The organism is Corynebacterium sp. 401_CJEI (genome assembly GCF_001076435.1).
GTDB lineage: Bacteria > Actinomycetota > Actinomycetes > Mycobacteriales > Mycobacteriaceae > Corynebacterium > Corynebacterium jeikeium_D.
Map to the genome: position 1 here is coordinate 91,435 of NZ_JVIP01000007.1, position 26,635 is coordinate 118,069.

At 59.2% G+C, this 26,635-nt stretch carries 23 protein-coding genes and 4 tRNA genes; 24 read left to right on the top strand and 3 right to left on the bottom strand.

The window, feature by feature from the left end; translation table 11 throughout:
• Nucleotides 1-6 precede the first annotated feature (6 nt).
• Entirely contained in the window at nucleotides 7-789 is a 783-nt protein-coding gene (locus ADM64_RS01835; protein WP_048759274.1) for an SDR family oxidoreductase, read from the bottom strand.
• A gap of 138 nt (nucleotides 790-927) precedes the next feature.
• Between ADM64_RS01835 and arfB the strand changes: the two genes are divergently transcribed.
• From arfB to ADM64_RS01905, 14 genes are all read left to right on the top strand, one after another.
• On the top strand, nucleotides 928-1,371 hold the full coding sequence (arfB, locus tag ADM64_RS01840; protein ID WP_049192990.1) for an alternative ribosome rescue aminoacyl-tRNA hydrolase ArfB: 444 nt from the start codon (nucleotides 928-930) through the stop codon (nucleotides 1,369-1,371).
• A 42-nt stretch (nucleotides 1,372-1,413) separates the two neighbouring features.
• Nucleotides 1,414-2,340 (top strand): pyridoxal kinase PdxY, encoded by a 927-nt coding sequence (gene pdxY / locus ADM64_RS01845; RefSeq protein ID WP_241486311.1) that lies wholly within the window; start codon nucleotides 1,414-1,416, stop codon nucleotides 2,338-2,340.
• Nucleotides 2,341-2,561: 221 nt separating this feature from the next.
• The gene (locus ADM64_RS01850) at nucleotides 2,562-4,232 is read left to right on the top strand and encodes an ABC transporter substrate-binding protein (protein ID WP_016422017.1); all 1,671 of its coding nucleotides are present in this window, start codon (nucleotides 2,562-2,564) and stop codon (nucleotides 4,230-4,232) included.
• Nucleotides 4,233-4,367: 135 nt separating this feature from the next.
• The gene (locus ADM64_RS01855; protein WP_224783768.1) at nucleotides 4,368-5,306 is read left to right on the top strand and encodes an ABC transporter permease; all 939 of its coding nucleotides are present in this window, start codon (nucleotides 4,368-4,370) and stop codon (nucleotides 5,304-5,306) included.
• Complete coding sequence (locus ADM64_RS01860) at nucleotides 5,299-6,126, top strand: ABC transporter permease (protein WP_016422019.1); 828 nt, start codon at nucleotides 5,299-5,301, stop codon at nucleotides 6,124-6,126. The genes ADM64_RS01855 and ADM64_RS01860 overlap by 8 nt, the downstream gene beginning before the upstream one ends.
• On the top strand, nucleotides 6,123-7,073 hold the full coding sequence (locus ADM64_RS01865) for an ABC transporter ATP-binding protein (protein ID WP_053087287.1): 951 nt from the start codon (nucleotides 6,123-6,125) through the stop codon (nucleotides 7,071-7,073). The genes ADM64_RS01860 and ADM64_RS01865 overlap by 4 nt, the downstream gene beginning before the upstream one ends.
• Nucleotides 7,070-7,822, top strand: coding sequence for an ABC transporter ATP-binding protein (locus ADM64_RS01870; RefSeq protein ID WP_016422021.1), 753 nt, complete (start codon nucleotides 7,070-7,072; stop codon nucleotides 7,820-7,822). The genes ADM64_RS01865 and ADM64_RS01870 overlap by 4 nt, the downstream gene beginning before the upstream one ends.
• 164 nt (nucleotides 7,823-7,986) lie before the next feature.
• Nucleotides 7,987-8,985 (top strand): ornithine cyclodeaminase, encoded by a 999-nt coding sequence (locus ADM64_RS01875; protein ID WP_070653449.1) that lies wholly within the window; start codon nucleotides 7,987-7,989, stop codon nucleotides 8,983-8,985.
• A gap of 31 nt (nucleotides 8,986-9,016) precedes the next feature.
• Nucleotides 9,017-10,510, top strand: a complete 1,494-nt coding sequence (locus ADM64_RS01880) for a hypothetical protein (protein WP_016422023.1) — start codon at nucleotides 9,017-9,019, stop codon at nucleotides 10,508-10,510.
• A gap of 20 nt (nucleotides 10,511-10,530) precedes the next feature.
• Complete coding sequence (locus ADM64_RS01885; protein ID WP_080985592.1) at nucleotides 10,531-11,616, top strand: PLP-dependent cysteine synthase family protein; 1,086 nt, start codon at nucleotides 10,531-10,533, stop codon at nucleotides 11,614-11,616.
• Complete coding sequence (locus ADM64_RS01890; protein ID WP_065421727.1) at nucleotides 11,613-13,013, top strand: MATE family efflux transporter; 1,401 nt, start codon at nucleotides 11,613-11,615, stop codon at nucleotides 13,011-13,013. The genes ADM64_RS01885 and ADM64_RS01890 overlap by 4 nt, the downstream gene beginning before the upstream one ends.
• Before the next feature lie 214 nt (nucleotides 13,014-13,227).
• Complete coding sequence (locus ADM64_RS01895) at nucleotides 13,228-14,349, top strand: ABC transporter substrate-binding protein (protein ID WP_224783767.1); 1,122 nt, start codon at nucleotides 13,228-13,230, stop codon at nucleotides 14,347-14,349.
• A gap of 95 nt (nucleotides 14,350-14,444) precedes the next feature.
• Nucleotides 14,445-15,494, top strand: coding sequence for a FecCD family ABC transporter permease (locus ADM64_RS01900; protein WP_042389120.1), 1,050 nt, complete (start codon nucleotides 14,445-14,447; stop codon nucleotides 15,492-15,494).
• A 179-nt stretch (nucleotides 15,495-15,673) separates the two neighbouring features.
• The gene (locus ADM64_RS01905) at nucleotides 15,674-16,333 is read left to right on the top strand and encodes an ABC transporter ATP-binding protein (RefSeq protein WP_080969612.1); all 660 of its coding nucleotides are present in this window, start codon (nucleotides 15,674-15,676) and stop codon (nucleotides 16,331-16,333) included.
• A 109-nt stretch (nucleotides 16,334-16,442) separates the two neighbouring features.
• Here the strand turns inward: ADM64_RS01905 and ADM64_RS01910 are convergent, their stop codons facing one another.
• Nucleotides 16,443-17,423: a 1,4-dihydroxy-2-naphthoyl-CoA synthase gene (locus ADM64_RS01910; RefSeq protein WP_016422029.1), complete on the bottom strand. Its 981-nt coding sequence runs from the start codon at nucleotides 17,421-17,423 to the stop codon at nucleotides 16,443-16,445.
• Between the two features lie 13 nt (nucleotides 17,424-17,436).
• On the opposite strand from ADM64_RS01910, the gene ADM64_RS01915 reads away from it, so the two are divergent.
• The 5 genes from ADM64_RS01915 (at nucleotide 17,437) to ADM64_RS01935 (ending at nucleotide 22,871) form a co-directional block, all read left to right on the top strand.
• A complete protein-coding gene (locus tag ADM64_RS01915; protein WP_049192991.1) occupies nucleotides 17,437-18,462 on the top strand; it encodes an o-succinylbenzoate synthase in 1,026 nt (341 codons plus the stop codon).
• A gap of 101 nt (nucleotides 18,463-18,563) precedes the next feature.
• Entirely contained in the window at nucleotides 18,564-20,396 is a 1,833-nt protein-coding gene (menD, locus tag ADM64_RS01920) for a 2-succinyl-5-enolpyruvyl-6-hydroxy-3-cyclohexene-1-carboxylic-acid synthase (RefSeq protein ID WP_049192992.1), read from the top strand.
• 67 nt (nucleotides 20,397-20,463) lie between these two features.
• On the top strand, nucleotides 20,464-20,955 hold the full coding sequence (locus tag ADM64_RS01925) for a DUF3592 domain-containing protein (protein WP_049192993.1): 492 nt from the start codon (nucleotides 20,464-20,466) through the stop codon (nucleotides 20,953-20,955).
• Between the two features lie 4 nt (nucleotides 20,956-20,959).
• The gene (locus tag ADM64_RS01930) at nucleotides 20,960-22,168 is read left to right on the top strand and encodes a glycosyltransferase family 4 protein (RefSeq protein ID WP_016422034.1); all 1,209 of its coding nucleotides are present in this window, start codon (nucleotides 20,960-20,962) and stop codon (nucleotides 22,166-22,168) included.
• Nucleotides 22,169-22,178: 10 nt separating this feature from the next.
• Nucleotides 22,179-22,871, top strand: coding sequence for a demethylmenaquinone methyltransferase (locus tag ADM64_RS01935; RefSeq protein WP_049192994.1), 693 nt, complete (start codon nucleotides 22,179-22,181; stop codon nucleotides 22,869-22,871).
• 51 nt (nucleotides 22,872-22,922) lie between these two features.
• Here ADM64_RS01935 and ADM64_RS01940 read toward each other — a convergent pair whose 3' ends face one another.
• Nucleotides 22,923-24,275 carry a geranylgeranyl reductase family protein gene (locus tag ADM64_RS01940; protein WP_162838041.1) on the bottom strand — a complete coding sequence of 451 codons (1,353 nt, stop codon included), beginning with the start codon at nucleotides 24,273-24,275 and terminating at the stop codon, nucleotides 22,923-22,925.
• Nucleotides 24,276-24,393: 118 nt separating this feature from the next.
• Between ADM64_RS01940 and ADM64_RS01945 the strand changes: the two genes are divergently transcribed.
• The 5 genes from ADM64_RS01945 to ADM64_RS01965 all read left to right on the top strand — a co-directional run bounded on the left by ADM64_RS01945 (nucleotide 24,394) and on the right by ADM64_RS01965 (nucleotide 26,457).
• The gene (locus ADM64_RS01945) at nucleotides 24,394-25,449 is read left to right on the top strand and encodes a polyprenyl synthetase family protein (RefSeq protein ID WP_049172333.1); all 1,056 of its coding nucleotides are present in this window, start codon (nucleotides 24,394-24,396) and stop codon (nucleotides 25,447-25,449) included.
• A gap of 180 nt (nucleotides 25,450-25,629) precedes the next feature.
• A tRNA-Tyr gene (locus ADM64_RS01950) sits at nucleotides 25,630-25,711 on the top strand.
• 384 nt (nucleotides 25,712-26,095) lie between these two features.
• Nucleotides 26,096-26,168 (top strand) — tRNA-Thr (locus tag ADM64_RS01955).
• A gap of 39 nt (nucleotides 26,169-26,207) precedes the next feature.
• Nucleotides 26,208-26,281, top strand: a tRNA-Met gene (locus tag ADM64_RS01960).
• Nucleotides 26,282-26,384: 103 nt separating this feature from the next.
• A tRNA-Trp gene (locus ADM64_RS01965) sits at nucleotides 26,385-26,457 on the top strand.
• The last annotated feature ends 178 nt before the right edge of the window (nucleotides 26,458-26,635 follow it).

Consider the following 26,635-nt stretch of genomic DNA (forward strand, 5'->3'; position numbering starts at 1 on the left):
TGCCTCTTAACCCGCGATGATTGCGTTAACCGGGCGGGACAGGAACTGCGGGCCAATCTTGCCCAGGTAGCGCAGGATGAAGTCCGCTGCTGACACCGAGTAGAAGTGGCGCTGGCGCTCGATGAAGTTCTGCGGGTGCGTTGCCTTCCATACGGCATCAGCGACCTGGTCCGGTGTGATGCGCACGCCAAGACGGCGGGTCGAACCAGCGGAAACGTCCGCCAGCTTGGTCTTCGCCCACAGCGGCATGATTGCGACGACGCGAATCTTGTCCTTGCGCCATTCCAGATCCAGAGCCTGCGTCAGACCCGAGACGTAAAACTTCGACGCGGAGTACGGCGCGATGTGCGGCTGACCGTAGATACCCGAAGCCGAACCCATGTTGACCAGGTGAGATCCCTTGGTGCGCTTCAGATACGGGTGCGCCGCCTTCGCGCCCAGTGTCAGGCCGGTGCAGTTGATGTCCACCTGCGCGCGAATAATCTCCGGCGACTGGTCGGTGATATCGCCATCGCCGATGATGCCCGCGTTATTGTCCAGCACTGTCAGCTTGCCGCCGGTGTGGGAGGTGAAGTCCGCAAGCGCGTCCTCCCACTGCTTAAAGTCTGTCACGTCCAGCTTGCCGACGATTACCTCCGGGCGCTCAGCTTTGAGCTTCGCCAGGGCGTCCTCGTTGATGTCGTAGACACCTACGGTCCAGCCTGCAGCCAGGAACTTCTCGGCCACCGCGCGGCCAATGCCCTGTGCGCCGCCGGAGATGAAAATGGACGGGGAATCAGAAGTGGCCATGGTGTCTCAATCCTGCCTTTTCTTGCTGTTTTTATAAGTGGATAAATGTTATTCGTCAGCTTAGATGAGCATTTGCCTTCAAACAGGCGAATCGGAAAACGAGATCCGATTACAAACGAGCCCTCTACACTGGCCATCATGAAACCCCTGAAGATTCCACCAGGTCCCGGCATCCCAAAGGGCCTTGTCATCCCCTCAGCGGAGCTCACTGAACGCTTCGCGCGCTCCGGTGGGCCGGGCGGTCAGGGCGTTAACACCACCGACTCCAAGGTGCAGCTATCGGTCGATATTGCCGAGCTCAGCGTGCTTTCCGACGTCCACCGCCGCCGCGCCCTCCAGAACCTCAGCCACCGCCTCGACGGCACGACACTCACCGTGTCGGTCACCACGCAGCGCTCCCAGGTACGCAACCGCGCGGAAGCCCGGCGTCGCCTTGCCGATCTCATCCGGGAAGCCGTGCAGCCACCGCCTCCGAAGCGCCGGCGGACTCGACCGAGTCGGGCCTCGATTGCCCGTCGTAAAGCGCAGAAGCAGCGCAGATCCGAGCTCAAAGCCAGCCGACGTCGCCCCAGCGCCTACTAGGGGAATATGGGATTTTCGCGCATCCGTTGCAATATAGACGGTATGAGCGAAAATCAGGCCCCTACCGAAAAGGCAGCTGAAGCCGTCGCGGAGTTCAACCGCGTGCCCTCGATCCTGTCCATCCAGTCGCATGTGAGCTATGGCCACGTGGGTAACTCCGCTGCCGTTTTCCCGCTGCAGCGCGCAGGTTTTGAAGTGTGGCCGGTCCACACCGTCGATTTTTCCAACCACACCGGTTACGGCCAGTGGCGCGGCCCGATGATTCCGGCCACGGATGTGCGCGAGGTCATCAAGGGTATCGATGAGCTGGGCAAGCTTGACGACGTCAACGCGATTATCTCCGGCTACCAGGGCGGTAGCGATATTGCGGATGTCATCATCGAGGCCGTGGCGCTGACCAAGGAGCGCAACCCGAAGGCCATTTACTCGTGTGACCCGGTGATGGGAAATGCCAAGAGTGGCTGCCACGTCTCGGAAGACATTCCGCCGCTGCTGCGCGACAAGGTCGTGCCGGTGGCAGACGTGATTACGCCGAACCAGTTTGAGCTGGGATACCTGACGGGCCGCGAGGTCAGTGATCTGGAGTCCACCATTGCGGCAGCTCATGCTGCTCGGGAGCTCGGCCCGGAGGCCGTGCTGGTCACCAGCGTGCTGCGTCCGGAGCGCAAGGAGGGCGAGATTGAGATGCTCGCCGTCAACGGCTCGGGCGCATGGCTGGTGGCGACGCCATACTTGCCGCTAAAGCGCAACGGCTCCGGCGATGTCACGGCTGCGCTGTTTGCGGGCAACCTGCTGCGCGGTCGCGGTATTGACGGTGACCTGTCGGTCGCGTTGGGCAACACCGCGGCCAGCATCTTTGAGCTGCTAAAGGTCACGCACGAGTCCGGCTCTGGCGAGCTGGAGCTCGTTCGTGCGCAGGAGGCCTACGTCCACCCGGAGCAGCGTTTTGAGGTTACGAAGGTAGCGTAGCGCTTTATAAGCGAATATGGGGGGAGTCGATGGCGGCAGCACTTATGTGTTGCCGCCATCGTCGTACCAGGTCTTCGGGGTTTTTCTGCCTTTTACCTGGGTTCTAAACATTTGCGCAACAAGAAGAAAAGATTTTGAACCATTGAAATAAAGTTTCCAATGAGTAGATAATGAAAACGGTTACTACTTAGTTGTGCCTATCCTTCAATAAAGGGGAGTAAATGTTTTCTACCCGCACGGGGCGAACCCTGGCTGTCTCGGTCTCTGCACTTGCGATTTGTGGCCTCGGGTTGACCGCCTGTTCGAACCCCGATGATAAGTCCGCCTCCGGTGCCGCCGGGGACTCCGGCGCCAGCGCCGAGCAGACCCTGGTCCTGCTGGATAACAACGAAACCGGCGGATACAACCCGGTTGCTGGTTACAGCAGGTCCGGCGATTCCCCGGTCTACGAGGGCCTTTTCCGGCTCAAGCCGGTGTCGGGTGACACCTCCACGAAGCCCGTCGACTTTGAGCCTCTGCTAGCCTCCGGCCCCGCCGAGCCGAGCAATGGCAACAAAACGTGGACCGTTCCAATCAAGGACGGAATCACCTTCTCCGACGGGACCACCTTCGGGCCGGAGGACGTCGTGGCGACCTACAAGGCCATCCTCGACGAGCGCTCGGCCTCCTCTGAGGCTCCGAACTGGGAAATGCTCGATGAGGTGCACGCCGACGGAGACAAGGTCGTCTTCGAGCTGAATATCCCGTACGCGGAATTCGATCACCAGCTCCTCAACGGCATCGCCCCGTCGGAGGCCTTCAACTTCGATGATTTGAAGCCCGCCGAGGACTCAGATCTCAATACCAAGCCCGTGGGAACTGGCCCGTTCAAGCTCGAATCTTTGCGTGCCGACGAGGCCATCTTCACGGCCCGCGAGGATTATCACGGCGGGGCCCCTGAGCTGAAGAAAGTCATTTACCGAGTCAATCAGGACGAAAACTCCCGTGCTCAGCAGCTGCGCGGCGGCGAGGGCGACGGAACCATTATGGAGCCGGCGTTGGCGCAGGAATTTGAAGGCCAGGAGGGATTCAAGGTCGAGTCGGCGCATTCGGCGGACTGGCGCGGAATCACCCTTCCAGCGGGCAACCCGGTCACCGGTGACCAGGCAATCCGCAATGCGGTCAACCTGGCTGTCAACCGTGAGGCCATGGCGAAAGACGTGATGAAGGGCCACGCGAAGCCGAACTCCACCTTCCTCGCGGACTTCTACGGCGACGCCTACGACCCGACCGCCGAGATCAAGCACGACACCGCGAAGGCCGAGAAGCTTCTCGACGACGCCGGGTGGAAGAAGGGCTCGGACGGCATCCGCGTCAAGGACGGCCAGCGCGCCGCGTTCGATGTCATCTACTTCCCGAACCGCGATCACGCCCGCACAGACCTGACGTTGGCCGCAGCCTCCGACCTGAAGAAGGTCGGCATTGAGGTCAATCCGGTCGCCCGTGATTCCAAGTCTGTCACCCGCGAGGACTACGCCAAGACCCCGGTCATGCTGGGAGGAGGCGGTACCCCGTACTCCGTCGACGGCCAGATCTACTCAATCTTGCACTCCAAGTACGCTGAGCCGGGTGCCGGTGCCAAGTGGGATAACGGCTCCGACTACGTCAACCCGGAGATCGACAAGCTGCTCGACCAGGCGCGCGTCGAAGCGGACCAGGCCAAGCGAGACGAGCTCTACCGTAAGATTCAGAAGCTCTACGCCGAAAAGCCCGCCATGCTGCAGCTGGTCTACGTTGACCATGTCTATGTCGAGCGCGACCGTGGCTACACGCACCCGGATGCCATCCTTGAGCCCCATGCCCACGGCCTGAACTTCGGCCCGTGGTTCAACCTGGGGGCATGGCACAAGTAAATGACAAAAGCCGAGCCACACCCACGTCCTCACCCTCGCTCGCGCCCGCACTCACACCCGCGTCTACACCCCTCTGAGCATCAACCCCGTTTCAAGAGCCGGAAACGGCAGGTCGCAGGAATCGTCGTGAGGCGAGTGCTGGTAGCCGTTCCCATCGTTGTGGCGGTGACGGCAGCAGTGTTCGCGCTGGCGGCGGTGAGCCCCTTCGACCCTTTGGATGCGTATCTCAAAGGTCAGGCGGGCAACCTGACCGAAGCGCAGAGAGTCTCGATTTCTCACCAGTTGGGGCTGGATAGGCCCTGGTGGGAGTCGTGGTTGGTGTGGCTGCAGGGCCTGGCGGTGGGCGACCTTGGCATTTCGAGGTCCTACTCACAGCCGGTGACGCAGGTGCTCGCCGAGCGTCTGCCGTGGACGATGCTGCTCGGCGCCTGCGGACTTGCCGGAGCTATCGCGCTGTCATTCGTTCTGGCACTGTGGGCTGCGGTGCGGCGCGGGGGAGTGCTAGACCGGCTAGTCCTGTCGATCTCGACGGTGATTCAGGCGACCCCGCCCTTCGTCGTTGCACTCGGCGGCCTCGGCCTTTTTGCGTTGGCCTGGAAGCTATTTCCCACCGGAGGCCTGACCTACCCGGGCGAGCCCGTGACTTTCTCCTCTACGGTGGCGCACCTTACGCTGCCAGCTGTCGTTCTTGCGATTACGCAGGTGCCGTGGCTGGTGCTGTCGTTGCGTGAGTCCATCGTCGAGGTCATGGACTCCGGCGCGGTCACCGGAGCGCAGGTCCGCGGCATTCCGCGCCGAACGATTATTTTCTCCCATATCCTGCCGACCGCAGTGCCGCCTTTCCTCGCGCTCATCGGCGCGCGACTGTCTGAGCTGGTCGTCGGATCGACACTGGTGGAGGCGGTCTTCGCGTGGCCTGGGCTCGGAACCGCGCTGGTCAAATCGGCTCAGAGCTTGGACTTTCCGCTGCTGAGCATTCTCACTATCGCGACGACGGCTATCGTCCTGCTCGGAAATCTGCTTGCCGACGTCGCCTTCGTCGTCCTCGACCCACGGGTGGATGCAGATGCTTAAAACGACAAAGAGGCCGGTCGCCCCGGTCGTGGCCGTGGCGTGCCTGGTCCTCATCGCTGCCTACGCCTTTTTAACTCCGCTGTTTCACGACTCCGACCTGGTGCTCACCGACTTTGCCAATTCCGGTGTCGCCCCGGGGCCTGAGCACTTCTTCGGTACCGATTCGAAGGGGCACGACGTTTTCGTTCGAGTTGCTGCGGGAATGCGCATTTCCCTTTTCATTGCACTGGTCACGGCAGTGTGCTCGGCGATCGTCGGTATCGTCCTCGGCGTTACCGCAGGCATGCTCGGCGGGCGCGTCGACCGCGTCATTATGCGCAGCGCCGACGTCACCAACGCGCTGCCGCACCTGCTACTGGGGCTGCTCATCGTCAGCCTTTTCCGAGGCTCGGTCCCCGCAATCATCATCTCCCTGGTACTGACGCACTGGGTGACCATCACCCGAACGGTCCGTGCGTCCGTGCTGCATCTGCGGGGCGCCGAGTTCGTCGAGGCCGCGCTCCTGTCCGGAATGAGCCGCGCACGCGTGCTAGCTCGGCACGTTGTTCCGGCGGCACTGGGGCAGTCCTTGGTCGGCCTTATCTTGCTGATCCCGCACGCAATCTGGCACGAGTCGACGCTGTCTTTCCTTGGGGTGGGCCTGCCGCCGCACAAGCCGTCTCTCGGGACTCTGCTTGCCGACGCCGAGGGCGCCCTGCTTCTCGGCCATTGGTGGATTTTGGTGTTTCCCTCGTTTTTCCTCGTCGCCACAACGTTGTGTATTGCGGCCGTCGGCACGCATTTGAAGGAGCGGGTGACCGGACAGGAGGTGCTGGTGTGAGTGCTCGGGAGGGCGTCGGCAAGCGAGAGAAGCTGCTGGACATTGAGAGACTGACAGTGCGGATTCCCCTGCGCGGTGGTGACGTGGTGCATGCCGCGACGGGCGTGTCCCTGACTGTGGGTAGGGGAGAGGTCGTCGCGGTTGTGGGTGAGTCGGGCTGCGGAAAGTCGATTATTGCCTCGGCGGTGGTTGGCATGCTGCCGCCGCACGCGAGAGTAGAGGGGCAGGTGCGTTTCTATCCGCGCGAAGGGGCAGCTGACAGTGGTGCAGAAGCGGAGAGGAACGCCGAGCCCATCGAAATTCTGGCGCGGCGACGTACCGGCGCGGGCCTTGCTCGCACTGACGAGGAGCTGGCGGGGCGGCAAATCGCGCTAGTACCGCAGTCGGCGGCGACGTTTTTGACACCGGTGCGCACGGTCGGGGCACAGCTAAAAGAAACAATTTCCGTTCTGGGGCGCAACCACACGGTGGAGGAGATGCTGCGGCGAGTCAGCCTGGATGCGGAGGTCGCGGCGCTGTATCCCCACGAACTTTCCGGGGGTATGGCGCAGCGCGCAGCAGTGGCATTCGCCCTGGCTGGCGACCCTGCTCTGGTGATTGCTGACGAGCCGACGGCCTCCCTCGACCCCGACCTGACCATGGCCCTGCTGCGCATGCTTCGCCAAATCGCCGACAGTGGTGTGGGAGTCATGCTAATTACGCACGACATTTCCGAGCTGCGCGATAGCGGCATCGCCGACCGAGTTGCAGTGATGTACGCATCGCGCCTTGAGGAGACGGGATCGGCAAAACAGGTGATTGAGGCCCCAGCCAGCGAATACATGCGCGATCTGCTCGCAGCGCTGCCCGAAAACGGCATGCGGCCGATGCCCGGCGTGGTGCCGAGCTTGACGAACCTGGACGAGGACTATTGCTACGCGCGCAGGCTCGAGGAGGCGGGGAAATGAACGAGGAGGCTGTGGTGAGTAAGGCGTTGGTGAGTGAGCAGGCTTCGGTGAGCTGTGACGCGCAGGCGAGTGGCAAAGCGCTGGTCGCCGAGAACGTGTCGAAGTCATTCGGCGCCAAGGACGGCTCTGCGAGAGTCGTTTTATCGGACGTTTCCATCAGGGTTGATCCAGGGCAGATCGTCGGGCTTCGTGGGCCTTCGGGGGCTGGCAAGTCCACGCTCGGCCGTATCCTCGCAGGCCTGGAAGTGCCCGATTTAGGGCAGTGCTTCTGCGACGGGGTGCCGGTCGGCGCTGTGCGCAGCCGCGCCGGGCAGCGGGTTCGTGGCCAGATTGGGATGGTGTTTCAGTCTCCCCGAAGGTCCTGCGACCCGCGGATGACTTTGGGGCGCACCATTCGCTCAGCCGCACGACAGGGGCGGCAAGGGCGGCGGGATGGTCAGCGAACCGGGAAAAGTGTGGACATCGACGAGCTCATCCGAAACGTTGGGCTGACTCCGGACCTTCTCGATCGCTTCCCTAGCCAGGTCTCAGACGGGCAGCTCCAGCGTGCCGCAGTCGCTCGCACCCTGGCCGCCGGTCCACGCTACCTCATCTGCGACGAGATGACCGCCATGCTCGACGCCGCCAACTCCGCGGCAATCGTCGAGGTCATCCGGGATTTCGCCGTATCTGGCGGCGGTGTTCTCATGATTAGCCATGAACACAGGCTTCTCGCCGCCGTGTGCGACGGCGTCGTCGCCTTAGAGTAGCGATATTGCTTAGCGCCCAGCTTGGAGTCATTGAACCTTCACTGCCTGTGATCGCCGATAGAATTTAGGAATTAGGGTAGCCATACCTATGACAGGTAGTGTAGGCTCTCCTTTTGTTGGTTGAATGGTTGGCTATCAATCGTTACTTGCTTGAAGGACTTCTATTGATTGATTCAAAAACTCCAAAGCTTCGACTTTTGACCCGATCGGACTTGGAAGATATCGAACTCGAACCTTCGCTGGTTATCCGTGCAGTAGAAGATGGATACTTGGCATTCGCGGAAGGTTCCTCGCAGTGCCCGACAAAAATGATGATTGACTTACCGGTTGAGAGCCGGGACTCGATTGCTTTTTCGATGCTCGGTTTTGATGCCAACCGTGATCTCGTTGGATACAAGACCTCTTATCGCCACGGAAGCGACAACCCAGATAAGTACTACACCACCATTAGTCTCTACGACGATGAAAGCGGCATGCCATACGCGCTAATGGACTGCCAAAAAGTTGGAGCCTCGCGAACTCCCGCTACGACAGCATTGATTGCGCGAGAATGTGCACGCGCTGATGCGAAGACTGTGACTGTTTTTGGCACTGGGATTCAGTCAGTTAACACACTTTCCTACTTGGTCACAGCAGTGCCGAGCCTCGAAAAACTACAGCTGCATGGAACTCATCCGGGAGGATTAGAAAAAAGCCGGAAGTCGCTTAATCACTGGTTTCCCGAGCGGAATATCGAACTAGTTGAACGCGATGATGCTTCTGTTATGAAGGCAGTTCAAAGCAGCGATATCACCGTAGTTGCTTCCGGTCGTGCCTGGCACCCATCGATTCAAACTGAATGGATTCCCGAAGGTGGGCTGCTAATTTCTGTTGCTTCCAAGGGAATTGCGGATGGTGCTGTTGCTGCTGCAGACAGGGTAATTGCTACTAGTGCCGGACAGTTCGAGCTAGTTGGGCAGCGATTGCTCCAGGGCAAAGAAGTGGAATTGGATGCAACACTACCCGATATTCTCGCGCGAAAGGCCCCAGGGCGCACGAATGAAACTGACCGAGTTTTTGCATTCTCGACGGGAATGATTATTACGGATATTCCAGTTGCTCAGGAACTTGCGGTTCGTGCATTTTCTGCTGGGCGAGGTACGGAGGTGTCGCTATGGTCGTAACGCTCGCTGTCGGCACTACGGGAAATGAAAAGTGAACGATAAAACTTTTGCTTCTACACCCTCTGTGCCCAAGACCTCGACCCTGGTCCCGAAACAACGTGACTGGGCGAAAGATTTACTGTCAATTCCAAGTGACGGCGTCTCGGAACTAACTCGTTTAGCCACACTAGCGGCAGGGCCTTTTCATGTTCTAAATACTCAGGTTTTTCGCCAGAATTTGAATGCTTTTGCTGCTGTTTGCGAGCGTCACGGAGTCGACTCGCATATCTACTTCGCTCACAAAGCAAATAAGTCTGCGTGCTGGATCCCCGCAGTCGCCGAAGAGGGTCATCGCGTAGATGTTGCGAGCGGGGAGGAGCTCACCGGCGCTTTAGGCGCTGGTGTGTGTGCTGCCGACTTAGTTGTTACGGGTGCGGAAAAATCGCAATCGCTTTTGACTCTTGCTCTCAGGCAGAGAGTTCTAATTGCAGTAGATTCTCCGAGCGAACTATTCCGAATTAATTCGCTGGCTAAGGATCTTGGAGTCGTTGATGCTCCGGTGTTGATTAGGTTACTGCCTGAAGAACAGCCTGAGACTCGCTTCGGCACCTCCATGGCACAGTGGCTTCGAGAGCTTGAGGCCCTGCGAGAACAATCTAGTAATGGGATTGACTGTAGAGGCGTGACCTTCCATTTGAACGGATACAGTCCCGCTCAGCGTAACCGCCAAGCACATAAAGCTTTGGATTTTATGGAAATTCTTCGAATTAAAGGATGGACGGCAGAGATGCTGGACATAGGTGGAGGATTTTCGGTTCAGTATTGTGAGCCATCCCAGTGGGAAATGTTTCGGGAAAAGGTTATTGATTCACCGGATAAGCGAGACTATTTTCATTCTGGTCGAATTCCAGAAGGGCTTTATCCGTATGGTGGGCAGGGCAATGATGGCCCTGAAATGTTAGATGAAATTCTTTCGGGAGTAGCTAATTCGCCTTCAGTTGAGAGGATTGATAAAACTAGCACTTCGCTTGCGGAACGGCTAAAAAATGGGCGATTTCAGTTGGCCATTGAACCAGGCCGAGCGGCGTTAGATGGTTGTGGATTGAGCGTTTTTCCAATTCAGGGTGTGAAATGGAGAGACGACTACATAATTATTACTGTTGCGGGTTTAAGTATGAGCCTTTCTGAGCAATGGAAAGGCAGTGAATACATGCCTGACATGACGTTATGGGAGAATCCCGGCTCAGATGATGGCGCCAATTACATGGGCAGGCCTAGCGGTGGCAGTAATTGTCTATCGCGCTCGGTTGGTGTCTGTGTTGGCGGAAGTAGCTGTATGGAATATGACATGCTCACTTGGCGAAAGGTCCAAATGAATCGAATTCCGAGAGTTGGGGATTTGGTTATTTATCACAATACGGCTGGTTATCAGATGGACAAAAATGAAAGCGAATTTCATCAAATTCGCCTGCCCATGCGGTTTGTTTGGGAAGGTCGGGGAAGCTTGCCGAAAATAGATAGGCCTTTATATCGGGAATTGGTTTAAATGTGTAATTGGGGTCTGTCATGATTGATTTTCCATATTCTGAAAAAAAATTAAGAAAACCTTGCGCAACATGTTCGCTTGAGAGTTGTAGTTTAATTGGAAACACGCCAATTCTTGAACTGTGTAATACCGGATCCGGAAGCCGGTTATTACTGAAGATGGATTGCCTAAATCCGACGGGAAGCGTAAAGGTGCGAATGGCGCTGGAGATGATTGTTGCTGCGGAGATCTCCGGCGAGCTCAAGCCGGGCGGAAGAATCATTGAACCCACTAGTGGAAACACTGGTTTAGGTCTGGCATTTGTGGCCTCTCAGCGGGGATACAAGTTTACGGCGATTGTGGATCATCACGCTGCTAAGGACAAGCTGCGTTCCATGCAAGCACTTGGAGCAGAGTTGGTCTTCGTCGGGGATAAAGAATCCTGTGTTCCGTCTACGAGCCTTAGACGTGCGAAGGCCGCAGAAATTGTCGCCGAGACCTCGGATGCATGGTGGCCAGATCAGCACAATAATCCCAACAACCCAGCTGGTTACTGGCAGCTTGCATACGAACTCGATGAGCAAATCCCAGAAAAGGTTGACGTTCTCGTTGCGGCAATTGGAACGGGCGGGACGTTGTGCGGTACAACGGAACATCTGAGGAAGCTTGGGCATACCGCCGAGTCGTTGGCTGTTGAACCCGAAGGCTCCATCATTTTTGGTGGGGTGCCAGGGGCATATAAGCAATCAGGTGCCGGTGCTCCGTCGGGTTTCAAAATCGGCAATAACGTCCGCTACAACCTCATCGACCATGGAGTCAAAGTTAGCGATGTCAAGGCATTCGCTGTGGCCCGAGTGTTGGCTAGGGAACATGGGCTCATGGTTGGAGGCACAGCAGGTGCTGCAATCTACGAAGGTTTGCGTCATCTACACGAGTTTCAGGCAGGAACAACAATGGTCGTCATTGTTTGTGATGCTGGTGAGAAATATCTCGACACAATTTTTGATACTGATTGGCTTCAGAAAAATCATTTGTATTCAGAAGTTATGGAGCGTCAAGTTTCGCGAATGCTCAGAGCCTATGGTGATTCTCGTGCCATTGCTAGTTCCTTCGAGGTGGCCGGGTGATAAATCCAGCTCGTGCAATTGGCCAGCAAACCGTGTCCTACCGTGATGTCTATTCGCTTGCGCTACCCATCGCGGGCGTTCAGCTAGCGGGGGTTGCGCTAACCACGACCGATGTGCTGATGCTGCAGACCCTCGGTGTAGTGGCAATTGCCGGCGGCGGACTCGCAATGCAGTTCTACAACCAGATTCGCACCATGTGTGTCGGTATGGTCACCGCCGGAGGCAACCTAGTAGCCGAGGCCGCGTCGGAGTGGGAAAAGACAGGCGAGGAAGTTGCGGCTGAGCGAATCCGCCAAGCGGTACGCAGTTGCATGGCCGTCGGTACCGCAACTGCAATCATTGGTGGCCTCATCGTGATTTCATTTGGTGCGCTTGCACTCATCTTGCCCATCGACGACACTGTTGCCGAGCTAGCGTTCTCGATGACGGTCGCGCTTGCACCAGGCCTTATCCCGATGATTTGGCTCAATGTCCTGCGGCAGTTTGCAGTCGGCATGCGTCGGCCGGGCTCTCTGCTGGTGGTTACGCTCATCTCCATCGTTGTCAACGCTGCTCTCAACGCTGGATTCCTCCGGCTAACAAGTGTCAATGAATGGGGAACTGCATGGGGACTGGTGGGCATCGGTCTGTCGACCACCTGCGTCCAGGTTTTTACCCTGCTGTCCTTTGCTGGCTTGCTGCAAAGAGACCGTCAGCTACGGAAATTCTTCGCGGTCATTCCGAGGCCCGGCGACGCAGCATGCATGAGGCGCATTATTCGGCTTGGGATTCCAGTTTCGCTTACCTACGGCTCTGAAGCTGCGATTACTACTATCGCAGGTCTAGCGATGGGCCTGGTTAGCCCAGTCATGCTGGCAGCGCACACCGTTGTTAACCAACTCGCTTATATCGTCTACCAAGTATGTATCGGCTTCTCGCACGGAGGATCTATACTGGTCAGCCGTGCATTAGCGGATGGTGCCGAGGCAGTCAAACAGGTATCACGTCGGGTTTTGCACGCAGTGGGTATTTATCTTGCCGTCGTCGGTTTGCTCTGGTTGCTACTGGGCAAGTACGTCGTTGGACTGTTCCTTACTGATTCCAACGTTAGTGCCAATCCCGATGTACGCCATATAGCGACAATCTTGTTGTGCCTTGCCGTGCTTCAGCAGTTCGCTAAAGGCTCCCAGAACGTGCTGGTGGGGCTCCTTCGTGGGCTGCGCGACACGAAGTCGGGTCTCAGTGCGACCCTTTGGGGCTACTGGGCGGTGGGGGTTCCAGCTCTCCTGATTCTTGGCCTTGGCCTTCGTTGGGAAGGATATGGCGTTTGGGTTGGGCTCATCCTTGGCTTTTCCACGACCGCTGCTCTGCTTTACCGCGCTCTGCAGCGTCACCTGCAACCCACTAGTTCCGTGTGACGGCCGAAGCTTCGTAACACCCATCCAGAAATAGTCTGAACCATCCACGTAAAGATGACGTTTTCCCTCTACCGAAGGGGATCCGAGGAGCTGAATATGCGGTCGACTGACCGCCTGCTCCGGAAAGAAGAAAATGAAGGTTAGTTCTCCTCTTACTCCAAGCGTGCTACTGCGTGACTTCCCCGCAAGGGTGCTTTTCGCGGTACTCCTATGCATGTCGCTCGTCCTTCTCGCCGCTTGCTCAGATGGAAATGGAGACGCATCCGCTAGCAGTGAGAAGCGTACCGTCGTCGATGCGCTAGGACGCGAAGTTAAAGTCCCGCAGAATGTCGAGCGAATCCTGATGGGCGGGCAGAAGATGCTTTACACGACGGCGCTTCTGAACCCAGACAATCCAACTGACAAGATCGTTGCCTGGCCAGAGGACCTGAAGGAAAACGACAAAGCCACTTACGACCGCTACGTTGAGAAGTTCCCCAAAATCAAGGACATCCCGACCACAGGCGAGATTTACAACAACACTATGTCGCTGGAACAGGCTCTGGAGTCCCGACCCGATGTCTTCGTAGTAAATGCGGGTGTCTTCGACGCGGCTAAAGATGCTGGAATCGTTGATGGATTAGAAAAGGCAGGCGTGCCGACGGTGACTGTCGACTACTTCATTGACCCAGTGAAAAACACCGAGCCCAGTATTCGAATGATGGGACAACTGCTGGGGCGTGAAAAGCAGGCGGAAGACTTTATCAACTACTACGAGAAGAAGGTCAACAAGGTCGCTGACCGCCTTGCCGAGAAGAAACCAGCACCGACACCGACATTCCTGTGGCGAGCACCCGGTTACTTTGACTGCTGCTCAACCTTCGCCAAGTCCAACCTGGCGCAGATTGTCAATTTTGCCGGTGGACTAAACCTTGGCGACGAAATGATTGATGCGAAGCAAGGGCAGGTATCGCCAGAGGCATTGGCCGGGAAGAATCCTGAAGTCATCATTGCCACAGGCGCAGACTGGGATCAGGGTAAGACTCCGGTCAAGGAAGGAAATTACGTACCGCTGGGTTACTCGGAATCGAAGGAAGAGGCGCAAAAGGCCCTTCACGATGTCGTCGGTAAGCAACCCGCTGTGCGTGAAGTCGACGCGGTGAAAAGTAAGCGTACTTTCGTCGCATGGCATCATTTTTACGATTCGCCATATAACTTCCTGGCAGTCGAGATGTTTGCAAAGGCCATGCACCCGGACTTGTTCGGCGACATTGACACTGAACGAGAGGTACAGGACCTGCACGATAAGTTCCTGCCAATCGAGGCCTCGGGCACCTTCTGGACTGGGCTGGAGTGATGTCGAACATGCAAGTTTCGCACGGAAACCTGGCAACAACGCAGGGGAGCGGAGACGCCGTTCGCGGGGAGCAGGAAGTCAGCCCTGATAGAGTAATGGTGCAGTCAACTTTTCACTGGTATCAGCGCGCAGCACGGAAGAAGTGGGTGATAATCGCTCTGATTACTGTGGTGTTGGCTTTGACATCGCTTGCTGACTTTCTACTCGGTGGCGGTAGCATGCCTGCCAGCGAAGTTTTGCATACATTGACCCATCCGGTTGGTGCGCGACCCATTGACCACCAGATTGTTTTCGACATTCGGCTTCCGATGACCGTGACTGCAGTGCTCGTCGGAGCGACGCTGGCAGCGGCGGGCTCACAAATGCAGACAATTCTGGGAAATCCCCTGGCCGAGCCGTACACCCTGGGCGTGTCAGCGGCGGCCGGATTCGGTGCTGCCCTGGCTGTGGTCACCGGCTTCGCTTCTGAGGGAATCGGTGCGGTGCTGGGGATGGCCGGGACTGCGTGGGTGTTCGCGATGCTGGCCTGCGCTGCGATTCTGCTCTTTTCCCGATTTCGTGGCCCAGGAGTCGAGGGGATGATTCTCCTCGGTATCGCGATTGTATTCTTTTTCGACGCTCTACTGGCCCTGATGCAATACCTGGCCTCGGAGACGCAGTTGGAACAGGTTGTGTTCTGGACGATGGGCAGTCTCACCCGCTCGAACTGGACGCAGATTGCGTTGCTCGCGGTGATATTCGTGATGGGGCTACTCTTCTTTTACCTCAATGCCTGGTCGCTGACTGCATTCCGGATGGGCGATGACCGCGCAAAAGCCCTTGGCGTAGACGTTGATCGACTGCGTGCGCTGACCCTTATCGTGGTGTCCTTTATGGCGGCAACCGCTGTGTCGATGGCCGGTACGATTGGATTTATCGGTCTCGTCGGCCCACACGTTGCGCGCTTATTGGTAGGCGAAGATCAACGTTATTTTCTTACTGCTTCGACTTTGGTAGGGGCGCTGCTTCTGGTTGCGGCATCGGCAGTGTCGAAGGTGATTCAACCGGGTGTAATTCTTCCCGTAGGCATTATTACCGCAATTGTAGGAGTGCCCGTATTTGTCGCGATTATCGCTGGCCAGAGGAGGAAAATGTGGGTTGGCTAAAGGCAAGTCGCTTTGTCGGGAACGACGCTGTACATGGTCATCACGACAGCCCCAGTAAACCTGACGGTAAACCCCTCGGCGAAACCCCTCCAGAATCGTCCGCTCTTAGCGCGCGAGGAGTGTCTTTTGCTTACGACGGCCATCATGTCCTGCACAATGTCGACGTTGGGCCTCTTCCGATGGGAAGCGTGACTGCGTTGGTCGGTCCCAACGGAGCTGGCAAATCGACACTGCTGAGGTGTTTGGCGGGCCTTGAAAACTGCTCGGGGCAGGTACGTGCTGAAAGATCTCTATATTTGCCACAGGACCCTCCGCCGCTGAGCTCATTGACCGTGTACGAAAGCGTCCTGCTTGCCCGGCAACAGTCGTTTTCTGGGTTTTCCGCACTGCGTGTCGGATCCACAGTGCGGGCAGAAGTGCAGGCCACCATTGAACGACTTGGGTTGGTTGCGTTGTCATCGCGGCTGATGTCTGAGTTGTCTGGGGGACAGCGGCAGTTGGTGAGTTTTGCGCAGGCGGTTGTGCGACGACCTCGGGTATTGCTTCTCGACGAGCCCACCAGCGCACTCGACTTGCGTAACCAATTGATGCTTCTCGGGCAGGTACGCAAGTGTGCGCGGGAATTGCCCTGCGCGGTAGTGATGACACTTCATGACCTGGGGCAAGCGGCGCGCTTTTGCGAACATGTGGTTGTTCTAGCCGATGGTCGGGTCAGCAGTGCAGGGCCTCCGGCAGAGGTCATTAATGAAGCTATGCTGCGAGAGGTTTATCAGGTAGAAGGTGCGGTGCTCCCGACTCGCAATGGCGGGCTGGCGGTCGAAGCGTCGGAGGCACTCTAGCGCAGACCCGTGACTGTAGCGCACGCTCTCGGCTGTTCTACAGCCACGAATGAGCGCTAAAGTGCAGGGCCCGACGAGCGCCCCAGCCGGCGCCCCCCCCTAACTGCCCCTAGTAGTAGAACGGGAACTCGTCCCAGTTCGGGTCACGCTTTTCCAGGAACGCTTCCTTGCCCTCGACGGCCTCGTCGGTCATGTACGCCAGGCGAGTAGCCTCGCCCGCGAAGACCTGCTGGCCCATCAGTCCGTCATCGGTCAGGTTGAAAGCGAACTTCAGCATGCGCTGCGCCGTTGGGGACTTACCGTTGATCATGCGGCCCCACTCCACCGCGACATCTTCCAGCTCAGCGTGGTCGGCGACCTCGTTGACAGCGCCCATGCGGTGCATGGTCTCAGCGTCGTAGGAACGGCCGAGGAAGAAAATCTCGCGGGCAAACTTCTGACCAACCTGCTTCGCCAGGTAGGCCGAGCCATAGCCGGCATCGAAAGATCCCACGTCAGCGTCGGTCTGCTTAAAGCGGGCCTCCTGGCGGGATGCCAGTGTCAGGTCACACACCACGTGCAGGGAGTGTCCGCCACCTGCGGCCCAACCATTGACCACGGCAATGACAACCTTCGGCATAGTGCGAATCAGGCGCTGCACCTCCAGGATGTGCAGGCGGCCACCCTCGACCTTGGCACGCGCGGTATCGATGGTGGATGCGTCCGCGGTAGCGTCGTCATGCTCGTGGGATGTGGCGTACTGGTAGCCGGAACGACCGCGAATGCGCTGGTCACCACCCGAACAGAATGCCCAGCCACCGTCCTTGGTGCTCGGGCCGTTACCGGTCAGCAGCACAACGCCGACATCCGGGGTGCGACGCGCGTGGTCGAGCGCGCGGTAGAGCTCATCGACGGTATGCGGGCGGAATGCGTTACGAACCTCCGGGCGATCAAACGCAATACGCACAATGCCGTTTTCGCGGCCCTCGCCGACGTGGCGGTGGTAGGTGATGTCGGTCAAATCCTCAAAACCATCAACCGTCTTCCACTGCTCGGGGCGGAAGGGGTTATCGGTCGAGTACTTCGCGGTATCAGTCATGGCTTCCAGCATAAAGGTCTCTAGCATGAGGGGTATGTGTGTGTCCGCTGCGCCCAACATCCAGCTTCCGCCAATCGACGACATCCTCGACCGCGCCCACGTCGTGGCTCTGCCCATGGCAGTGAAATTCCGTGGCGTCACCACTCGCGAGGCGCTCCTCATCGACGGCCCCGCCACCTGGGGAGAGTTCGCTCCCTTCCTGGAGTACGAGGCACCCGAAGCTGCCGCGTGGCTGCGCTCGGCCATCGAATGCGCATACGTTGGCCTGCCCACCCCGAAGCGCGAGTTTGTCGAGGTCAACGCCACCATCCCCGCCATCACACCCGAGCAGGTGCCGGAGGTCGTGGGGCGTTACCCCGGGTGCCGCACGTTCAAGGTCAAGGTCGCAGAGAGCGGCCAATCGCTTAACGACGACATCGAGCGCGTAGCCGCCGTCCGCACCGCGGTGGCCGAAGCCTATGGCTATGAACCTGTGGTGCGGGTGGATGCGAACCGTGGCTGGTCGGTGGAGCAGGCCATCCGCGCCGCTCATGAGTTGGACCCGCTGGAGTATATGGAACAGCCCGTTGCGACTGTCGCCGAGCTGCGGCAGGTCCGCGACGCAGTGGGGGACTTTTGCCCGGTTGCGGCCGATGAGTCAATCCGCAAGGCTGAGGATCCGTATTTGGTTGCGCGCGAACAGGCGGCTGACGTGGGCGTAATGAAGGTCGCGCCACTTGGTGGGCCACGCCGCTTGCTTCGGTTGGCCGAGGAGCTGGCGATGAAGGTGACCGTCGCCAGCGCGTTGGACACCGGCATTGGCATGGCTGCCGGCTTGTTCACGGCGGCGGCCCTGCCTACTACCGAGCTGCAGCCGGAGCCGAACGCGGCGGGTTTGGCCACGTCGTCACTCTTTATTGAGGACGTCATCGAGCCCCGGCCACTTATCGATGGCCGACTGCCCGTCACCAACCCCGCGCCCGACCCTTCCCGCCTGGCCGAGCTCGCCGCGCCGGGCCCCCGCCGCGATTGGTGGTTCGACCGCCTCCGCGCGGCGTACACCCATCTATAACGCCAAGAAAGTGACTAGGTTTATGACACTTTGAGCCCGAAAAACGGCTTCCAAACTGACATAAACCTAGTCAGTAACTTCCGGCAAGTAGCCTATTGAGTGTGAACAATAACCAGGACACCCCTCAAGACCCGGACACCGGCGCGACCGAAACCACTCACGCCGTCCAGTCCACACAAGCCCCATCCGCAGTGGTAGCGGGCCTCATCGTCGATGAGCTGCTGCGTCTCGGCATGGTCGATGCCGTGGTGTGCCCGGGTTCCCGGTCCGCCCCGCTCGCCCGCGCTCTGGTCCAGGCCGCCGACGCGGCGAAGGTTCGCCTCCACGTACGTATCGATGAACGCTCCGCCGCCTTCCTCGCCCTCGGCCTGGCCTCGCGCACCCGCAAGGTGACCCCGGTAATTACAACGTCCGGCACAGCAGTGGCGAACCTCGTGCCCGCCATGGTGGAAGCCACCGCGTCGGGCATTCCGCTGCTGGCACTGACCGCCGACCGCCCCGCGCATTATCGAGGCACTGGCGCGAACCAGACCATCGTCCAGGACCGCCTGTTCGCTGATGCCTCCGTCGTCGAGTTCGATCTGGACGGCACCGCCCCGGTCACGAAGGCCACCGCCGCGCAGATCCGCGCCCGCATCGATCGCGTTGTCGCCGCCATGGCATCCGGCGCCGGCCACCTTAACGTCCGTTTTGTCGAACCGCTCGTGCCTGACGACGACTCCGTCGCCGACATCCCCGAGGGCCGCGCCGACGGCGGCCCCTGGACCACGATTGCGCCTACCAACAGCAACAACGTCGGCGCGGCCGCCATCGCAGCCAACTCGGCCACCGCAACCGGCCCGGCCAACTCGGCTAGCACAGCCACAATTGACATCAGCCGCCGCACACTCGTGATTGCGGGTTCGAATGCCTCGCACCTGCCAGAACTGGAGGATCTGCCAACCATCGCTGAGCCGAATGCATATGCGCCGGCGCACCCGGTTCACCCGCTCGCGGCGGGTACTTTTGCGCAGATTCTGCCGGAGCAGATTGTGTTAGTCGGCAGGCCGACGCTGCACCGAGGTATCTCTAAGCTGCTGGCCAATCCGGATATCGAGCTGACCGTTGTCTCCGAAGCGGAAAACCACGGTTTTGGGGTGGAGTTCCCGGATGTGACGGCGAACGCAAGGGCCGTCGTTAGGCATGTGCAGACTGTGGGGGAGCAGGACCCGCAGTGGACGAAAATCTGTGAGGCTGCCAGCGAATTGGCGGTGAAGTCCGTGCGAGAGACGCTTACCGAGTCGATTGAAGCGGAGGAACCGCTGACCGGATTTCATGTGGCGGCGGCGCTGACGGATAGCCTGCGCACGGGTGACAACGTGGTGCTGGGCGCGTCGAACCCGGTGCGCGATGCGTCGTACACGGGCCTGCCTTTCCCGGGTGTGAACACGTATGCGGGACGAGGTGCCGCGGGCATCGACGGCACGGTGGCGACGGCAATCGGTATTGCGCTGGCGTCCGACCGTGAGCATGCCGACGAGATTCGCCCGCCGCGGACGATTGCACTTATGGGTGACCTGACGTTCCAGCACGACTCCGCAGCGTTGGCAATTGGGCCGCTGGAGCCGAGGCCGGAAAACCTCACCATCGTGGTGGCCAATGATGCCGGTGGCGGTATTTTCGAGACGCTGGAGGCGGGCAGCCCGGCTCTGCGGGGAAGCTTTGAGCGCATCTTCGGCACGCCGCAGGACGTGGACTTTGAGGGCATCTGCCAGGCTTACGGAGTCGAGCACGTGCGTGTCGACCGCCTCCCAGATCTGCTCGCGCAGCTGCACCCGGATACCGATGTCGACGGCATCCGCGTCATCGAGGTGGCGACCACACGTGCGACGCGTCGGCAGTTGCACCACAAGCTGGCATACAATGCGGAGATTGGGGTGCTGGACAAGCACTAGCCGGCCGGCAGCATCCAATCAGAGCTGGAAACAATCAGGGACAGAAAAATAGGAGGTCGCGACCGCCATGCAGTGGAAAACTGCCCTGGCCAATTGGCCGCGCTTCCTTCGTCAGGTACTGCTCTTTGTGATGATTTGCCTGTTGCTGTCGTGTCTGGCCATGGTGGTTGGCTGCTTCATTAATGACCGCAATATCGAGTCGAACATGGGGCAGTCCGTAGCCAATGTGCGCTCGGTCGAGCTCCTTCGCACCACGGTTGATTTCGTCGACGAGAATGGCGATTTTCAGTCGCCACCAACCGGTTTGCTCTATCCCGTTGGTCTGGAAGAGGGGCAGCGCGTCCGCGTCGAATACGACCGCACTGATCCCAATGTCGTCCGCGTCGCCGGGCGCACATGGACGCTGTCACTTCTCCCGGCGACCAGTATCGCTGTGGTTACATTTCTCGTCGTCGCGCCGTTGTGGTGGTTGTCGTTGCGCGCAACCCGTCGTTTACAAAGAGATCCCCAAAAGGTAAACAGAGGGTCACTTTCGCTTTCCGACGAGATGGAAAACTAGCACCATGCGCGTTGCCATCATTGCTGAAAGCTTCTTGCCCAACATCAATGGAGTGACAAACTCCGTGCTGCGGGTGTTGGAACACTTACGCCGTGAAGGACACGAGGCGCTGGTGATTGCGCCGGGTGCTCGGGACTGGCAGGAAGAGGCAGAGTTCTACTGCGACTACCGCATTGAGCGTGTGCCCACTGTGATGGTGCCGTTGATTGATTCGCTACCGATTGGTGTGCCGAACCGTCGGGTAGCGTCGGCGCTGACGCAGTTTAAGCCGGATGTTGTCCACTTGGCTTCGCCATTTGTGCTCGGTGGTGCGGGCGCGCTGACTGCCAAGGCACTGGGCATCCCGGCTGTGGCCATCTATCAGACGGACGTTGCGGGTTTTGCCAAGAACTACAAGTTGGCGGGGCTCTCCACGGCCGCATGGTTGTGGACGCGCGTGATTCACAACTCCTGCGCCCGAACGCTGGCGCCGTCGTCGCCGACTATTGAGGACCTGCAGGATCACAAGATTCGTGATGTCTACCGCTGGGGCCGCGGTGTTGATGCGGTTCGCTTTACTCCGACAAAGCGTAGTGAAGAGCTCAGGAAGCAGTGGAGCCCGGAGGGCAAGCCGATTGTTGGTTATGTCGGCAGGCTCGCGGCGGAGAAGTCTGTGGAGCGGCTGGCAGCGCTGAACGGCCGCGATGATATCCAGGTGGTCATTGTCGGCAATGGCCCGGAGCTGCAGAAGCTGCAGAAGCAGATGCCGAATGCCGTCTTTACCGGACAGCTCACCGGCGATAAGTTGGCAGCGGCATTCGCCAGTCTGGACGTGTTCGTCCACACCGGTGACTTTGAAACCTTCTGCCAGGCGGTACAGGAAGCCCACGCCTCCGGTGTGCCGGCCATCGCTCCGAACGCAGGCGGCCCGCGCGACCTGATTACCAACGACGTCAACGGCTACCTGCTGGAACCCAAGACTTTCACCCGCGATTTGGCTGAGGCGGTCGACAAGCTGCTGCTCGTTGACGATGAGCTGGCACGTAAGCAGCTGCGCAACCGCTGCCGCGACACCGTGACCGAGCGCACCTGGGAAGCACTGTGTGCAGACCTGGTTCGCCACTACGAGGAGGTTTCTGGGGTTTCCGCGGCCGAGACGTCAAGCAAGGTCGCAGCAGATGCGATTGATGCCTCCCATGCAGGTGCTGCTACGCGTCAGAAGTCGGTCGCGTAATCTGGACATCGTGTCTAGGGCTGATTTAACGAAAAAACCCAGCGAAGTCGCCTCGATGTTCGATGGCGTGGGGAAGAATTACGACATCACTAATACCGTGCTCACCGGTGGCATTGACCACTACTGGCGCGTGCGCACGGCAAAGCGCCTGAACCTGCAGCCTGGCCAGAAAGTCCTCGACCTGGCCGCCGGTACGGCTGTTTCATCAGTGGAGTTGGCAAAGTCTGGCGCATACGTCGTTGCCTGTGATTTCTCCCGAGGCATGCTCAAGGCCGGTGCACACCGCGATGTTCCCAAGGTCTGCGGTGACGGCATGAAGCTGCCATTCCCGGACAACACCTTCGACGCGGTGACCATCAGCTTCGGTCTGCGCAACATCGTGGACTACAAGGCGGGCCTCGCTGAGCTAGCTCGCGTGACCAAGCCCGGAGGCCAGCTAACAGTCTGCGAGTTCTCCACCCCTGTAGTGCCGGTGTTCAGCACCTTCTACAAGGAGTACCTGATGAGGGCACTGCCGCAGATCGCCAAGGTCGTCTCCTCTAACCCGGAGGCGTACGTGTACTTGGCGGAGTCGATTCGCGCCTGGCCAAACCAGCCGCAGCTTGCCCGCGACATCAATGCCTCTGGCTGGGAGGATGCCGGTTGGCAGAATCTCACCTTCGGTATCGCAGCGCTGCACTCGGCAACCAAGCCCGTGGAGTAGCTCGCTAGCTCGCAATCGGGCTGGGTCGCAGGGCCCGTCGTAAAGCGATTCCTACTGCCAGGGCTGGCGTCCGAAGCACTTATCGGAGGCCAGCGCTGCTCTCCCCGAAGCGCGCCAGAGTCGCGCCACTACGTCGCGGTCGTGTTCCGTGACCAGGTTGCCCATCAGGCGTGCGGCAACGCCCATGAGCTGGCCTCCCCACGGGGCGCCGATGGTCAACGGGCCGACCGTGGGAAGGAAGCTCGGGTACGTCAGCGTCAGCGCCAACTTGCGAGCCAGCGAGAAGCCGGTGCCGTAGTGCTCGCGAAGTAGGGCGGGCCAGGAGTGCGTCAGCCCATCGCGGCCCGCACCAATCGAACTAATCAGCTCCACTGCCAGTCGCGCCGACTCCATGCCGTAGTCAATGCCCTCACCGTTGAGCGGGTTGACTAAGCACGCAGCATCACCGAGCAACGCCCAGTTCGGCCCCGCCACATTCGATACAGCACCGCCCATCGGCAGCAGCGCCGACGTCATGTGCTCCGGCTCGCTCATCTGCCACTGATCGCGCACCTGTCCGTGGTACTCACGCAGCAACTTCTTCACATTCGTGCGCGCCGGGCGTGCCGACGTCGCCAGCGCCCCACACCCCACATTCGCCCGGCCCTCGCCCAGCGGGAAAATCCAGCCATAGCCCGGGTGCGTATGCCCTTCGGAGTCGCGCAGTTCCAGGTGCGAGTGAATCCAGTCATCCGCTACGTCTGCGCTGTCGAAGCTGACATACGACCGTGCGGCCACGCCAAAGACGCTGTCTCGATGCCACGCACGCCCCAGCTGCTTGCCGACGGTACTGCGGACCCCATCGGCCACGAGCAACCAGCGGGCCGAGATGGTGTGTGGCTTGCCCTCGCGGTCGGAAAGCTCCACCGCGCGCACGCCGTGCCCTCGCGTGCCGCCAGTGTTCAGCGCTCCGAGAACCACCTTCCGCGCTGCGACTCCATCAAAGACCTGCGCACCGGCATCAGCGGCGGCATTGAGCAAGAAAGTGTCGAGCTCAACTCGCGGCATCGCGGATCCGACAGCGGGGAAAGTGCCGGAGGCATCATCTGGCCAAGGTGCGGTGATGGAGCCGCCGAAGCCGTGCAGCTTGAGTCCGCGGTTGCGGTTGTGGCGCAGGAGCTCGTCGTCAAGCCCTAGGCGACGTAGCTCAGAGATGGCGCGAGGAGTGAGCCCGTCGCCACAAGTTTTGTCGCGTGGGAAGCGCTGGGAGTCGACCACAGTGACCGAAAATCCGGCGCGGGCGGCGTGAATCGCGGCTGCGGAGCCAGTGGGACCAGCACCAACAATGAGCACGTCAGTGCTGCTGGGTAGAGCGACGGTGCCGTCGAACGTGGGGGAAACTCGCGAAATCGGGCTTGAGGTCATTGCCCCAGCGTATAACGACGTTGAAACAAATATGGGAACCGGTCTGCTAGCCACTATGCTCGTAAGGTAGTTTATTTAGCAGTTTCTTATCTTTTATCGTCAGTTAGGCAGGTCTCGAATGCGTACTGGAGACTACTCCGGGCTTAGTTCCGGAAGTGCTCAGGGCACTGGTGAGCACACCGCCACTAGTTCTCACTTCGTTGATGAGGCGCTGGAAGCAACAATCACCGAGGGAATGCGCAAGAGCGAGGACCTCCTGATTACCGAGCTGGGGCGCGGCGAGGACTTCCTAGTCGAACGGGTTTCCCACCTAGCTCACGCTGGTGGTAAGCGCTTCCGCCCGATGTTTACCATGCTGGCCGCGCAGTTCGGTGAGAACCCGGAGAGCGATAAGGTCATCACCGCCGCGACGGTGCTGGAGCTGACGCACCTGGCGACGCTCTACCACGACGACGTCATGGATGAAGCGGATAAGCGCCGCGGCGTGCCCTCCGCAAACTCGCGCTGGGACAACACCGTCGCCATTCTGGCCGGTGACTACCTCTTCGCTGCTGCGTCCCGCCTGCTGGCAGAGCTCGGCTCCGAGAGCGTGGCTCACTTCGCTGAGACCTTCGGTGTTCTTGTCACAGGTCAGATGCGCGAGTGCCTCAACGACTTGGACCTGCCGATTGAAGAGCGCATCGAGCGCTACCTGAAGGTCATTGCCGAAAAGACCGGTGTGCTCATCGCATCGGCCGGTTATCTCGGCGCCTATCACGCCGGTGCGTCCGCCGAGATTTCCAACGCGCTGCGCCGCTATGGCGAACTAATCGGTATCGTTTTCCAGATTGTCGACGACATTATCGACATCTCCTCCAATACCGATCAGTCCGGCAAGACTCCGGGCACTGACTTGCGCGAGGGCGTCTTCACGCTGCCGGTTCTCTACGCGCTGCAGGAGGACACCCCAGCCGCTGACCGCCTCCGCGAGATTCTCGTCGGCCCAGTCTCCGACGACGCGCTTGTCGACGAGGCCCTCGAGCTCCTGGCTCAGACCAACGGTGTGGCTCGCGCGATGGAGAAGGTCAATGAACTGCTGGATGAGTCCGACCGCGTCATCGCTGACCTTCCTGACTGTGCGGCCAAGGAGGCCCTGCGTCACGTTGCTCGCTACACCGTGGAGCGCGTGGGGTAGTGGATTGAGCTCCATCGGCGAGATGGGCCTAGGGGCGAGCACTGCTCTGAGGTGAGCTCTGCTCTGGGGTGAGTTCTGCTGAGGGGTGAATCCAGGTAGGGAAATATCCTCTCGACCTGCCGATTTGTGTAAATGACAGAGTAGTGGGTAGCATTCCATTCGCACCGTTTAAGAGTGCACGCCAGATTGCCCGAGCGGCCAAAGGGAGCGGATTGTAAATCCGTCGGCATTGCCTTCGTTGGTTCGAATCCATCATCTGGCACAGTGAAATCACCGCGAGAATTTTCTCGCGGTGATTTTTTTGTAGGGCCCGTTGATGGGGATGCGGGGTAGGGGCTCGAGTGAGGGGCTCTGGATTAAGCGGGGGGCAGGGGCTCGAGTTAGAGGCTCGAGTTAGAGGTCAGCCACTCATCGATGAGCTATTCACTTATGGTTCCGCTGGGGCTCATCGATAAGTGAATAGATTATCCATAAGTGCGCGCCAAATGTCTGCAAACGTGACAAGAAATACCACTGCCTACCTGCTGATTTGTGCTTAGTGGTGATTTCGGGTTAATCTTTGCAAGGCTTCACGGAGAGCACAGAGCGAAACGAAGCGGTCAACAATTGGCCACAGAGTTACGTGCTGGGTTTAACGGATGCTGATGCCCCCTTAGCTCAGTCGGCAGAGCGTTTCCATGGTAAGGAAAAGGTCGACAGTTCGATTCTGTCAGGGGGCTCTGTTCTTTTATACGGACTTATGTCCGGTAGAGAATAGGGGCGATGTAGCTCAGATGGTGAGAGCGCACGACTCATAATCGTGAGGTCGGGGGTTCGATCCCCCCCATCGCTACTACGGACAGTGATGTTCGTCGAACCCCGCCTTGATTATGCAGCAATGCAGTAAGGTGGGACATTGTCAGCTAAGGACTGAAAAGTTCTTTCGCTGGTGGTGAAGGGGCGTGGCTCAATTGGTAGAGCAGCGGTCTCCAAAACCGCAGGTTGCAGGTTCGAGTCCTGTCGCCCCTGCAAGTACCCGTCATCCAGGGCGTATGAAAATGCGTCTGGGTGGCGGGTTTTTCGTTTATGTTCGGTGGCGGTGGGGCAATGCGAGTTACTGACTGCGTTTATGACAAAAACAGCCCGAAAAATGGCTTGAAAGTGTGGGTTAAGTAGCAAAAAGTGTGTCTGACTTTCAGCATTACTG